This is a genomic window from Shewanella sp. SG41-4 (assembly GCF_014164505.1).
Classification (GTDB): Bacteria; Pseudomonadota; Gammaproteobacteria; order Enterobacterales; family Shewanellaceae; genus Shewanella.
On record NZ_JACJFI010000409.1, the window covers coordinates 1 to 2,579 of the forward strand.

The following is a 2,579-nucleotide window of genomic DNA, read 5'->3' on the forward strand; positions in this document are numbered from 1 at the left end:
TATACAAAATATTAATAGCCAAATACCAGAAGATATTAGCTGGTGCATGTATCCAAGTGCTAATAATAAAGCCTTTACCAACGTGGATTTAAGTGACATAAATAGGCCGCTTTTTGTTGCGCCAAACGTCGATACAGATCAACTATTCAGCCTGAAAGCCACTGCCACATTTGATGGCCAAACCATTAGTGATGACGTTAATTTACTCGTAACTAAAGAGAAATCAGCCCCATCAGACGCTTACTTCAATTATCCTGTTGCACGAATGCACGCATACAAGCCTAACTCACCTTATGCTAACAATCTGGCCTATTGTGTTTACTCAAACCAACTAGTCGATCAATGTAATATTCTTAACGAGCTGCCCTTCATTAGCCAAGATACTAATCCAGATCCGATTGATACTATTATGGACAGAGTACTCGTTTCAAACGACTGGATGGGGGCAAACTTTGAAGCCTATTTACGCGCACAAACTCACAATGATTTTGTAGAATTGTTGCAATCTGTGACGGCTTTAGTCATCAGTTACGATATCAGACCAGCCTTTTATGCTGGTTTTATTGGAGCAATATATCTTGACCCTGAATACCTGTGGTTGACTACTGCTCAGCGAGATACGATTAATGAAACGCCTGATTATCGCAGCAACTTTGGTGAAGATCTTAATTACCTTTCACCATATCGTTATGTCAAAAACAACGATTATGCTGGTCCATATATAGAAAAAGGCAACCGTACTAATCGTACCATGGAGAACATGTCTTCTAATTTATCTAGACTCATGTACCACGAACTTGCCCATGCGAATGATTATTACCCACAAAGTATTCATACCAATATTCAAGGTCCAACCTTGAAAGATGAATTTAATCGTCGATTTGAGTCTGAAGCGATGACATCAAATCAACTTAACATCCGCTACCCATTAACCAGTACTGAAATGTATGCTCTTGCTAACGTTCAATACTCTGGTGAAAATGCAAATAGCACCCAAAAAGCCTATACTCCAAGTGATGTAGCGCTATTTTTCTCAACTGACCTCGCAAACGATGACTATGCTTATTCATCAACACGAGAAGATGTTGCCATGCTATTTGAAGAAGTGATGATGAGCCATCGCTACGGCGTATTACGTGATACCGCTATTACTGATAAACCAGAAGTAGAGTCAAGTTCAACGATTGTGGTTGAATGGGGCCAACGTGGCCGAGTCGGTCAACCTGAGTTATACGATCGCGCTAGCTACGTCTTGAGCCAAATGTTACCTGAAATAGGGGTAAAACAAGTGATGGACAGTTTACCTGCACCAGTAGCGTTAGTTAAAGGCCAAACCTGGGCACAAAACTTGGTGCTAACAACTGATCCATCAAAATCACCACAGAAAGTCACATCACAAACTGAGCAAAACGCAGTTGACACAAGACCATTACAATTTAGTGGTAGTGATCACCTGAAGCAATAAGCCATTGACTCACTAAACAAAAAACGCCAAATGCATGCATTTGGCGTTTTTTATTGCTTACTTAGATAAACTGACGACGATAATTTTCCTCAGGTATTATAACCTAAGCATCTCTTTTATAAACGGAATAGTCAGTTTACGTTGATGTACCATAGAGGCCTTATCGAGTTTATCGAGTACATCGAACAAAGTACGTAAATCACGCGCCATACGCGTTAGTAAAAAGCGCCCTACTTCGTCAGATAACTGCAAACCACGCATTGCAGCTCGACGCTGCAAGGCCACGAGCTTTTCATCATCTGCCATTGGTTGTAATTGATAGATTAATCCCCATTGCATACGAGAAACCAGATCAGGCAAAGAAAAGCCCGTTTCAGAAGGCGATGCTTTTCCGCTAACAATTAAGCGGCAATCTTGTTGTTCAGCAATTCGATTGTATAAATGAAAAATAGCTTCTTCCCATACAGGATGACCCGCTATGGCTTCTATATCATCAATACAAATCAATTCTAGAGATTCTAGCCCCTCAAATAATGCTGGTGAAATACTGGCATGGATACCTAATGGAATATAAAGAGTACGGCGTTCCAAGTCATTAGCAAGGGCACAAGCAGCGTGCATTAAATGTGTTCGGCCAGACTTTTCTGGACCATAAACATACAAAGAAGACGCAAGATTGCCCTCAGCGCTAGCTTGAAGTTTCTGGATCAACTCATCATTACCCGAAGCAGGATAATAACTCTGAAAGGTTTCATCGTCAGGTAGATAAACGGGTAAAGATAATTGTCTTGGTGAGTTTTGTGTCACTCAGATAGGTCTCAAAATCATAAACTAACTAACGTTATTATACCTAAATCCCTCAATTATGCGAGTATCAGCGAGAAGCCTGCATATAAAGATGACCTTGATATAGCATTTTGCGCTGTACGATTACATTGTACAGCGCACCTGTTGATAATACTTATTGGCCTAACCACTGATAAAGCAATTTAGGCTTCGAGTTGTCGGTCTTAGACTCATAAAATGACTCCACACTACCTGCTGTATCTAATTGTGATAACCGACTATCAATATTAAGCAATCGTTGCAAGTCATCTACACTGCTAAATAATTC

At 40.3% G+C, this 2,579-nt stretch carries 2 protein-coding genes; one reads left to right on the forward strand and one right to left on the reverse strand.

Features of this window, described 5'->3' with window-relative positions:
• Positions 1–1,465: hypothetical protein (locus tag H5202_RS20370; protein WP_182773669.1), on the forward strand; the 1,465-nt coding region annotated here is incomplete at its 5' end.
• Positions 1,466–1,561: 96 nt separating this feature from the next.
• On the opposite strand, the gene hda is transcribed toward H5202_RS20370, so the two are convergent.
• On the reverse strand, positions 1,562–2,272 hold the full coding sequence (gene hda, locus H5202_RS20375) for a DnaA inactivator Hda (RefSeq protein ID WP_182773670.1): 711 nt from the start codon (positions 2,270–2,272) through the stop codon (positions 1,562–1,564).
• Positions 2,273–2,579 lie beyond the last annotated feature (307 nt).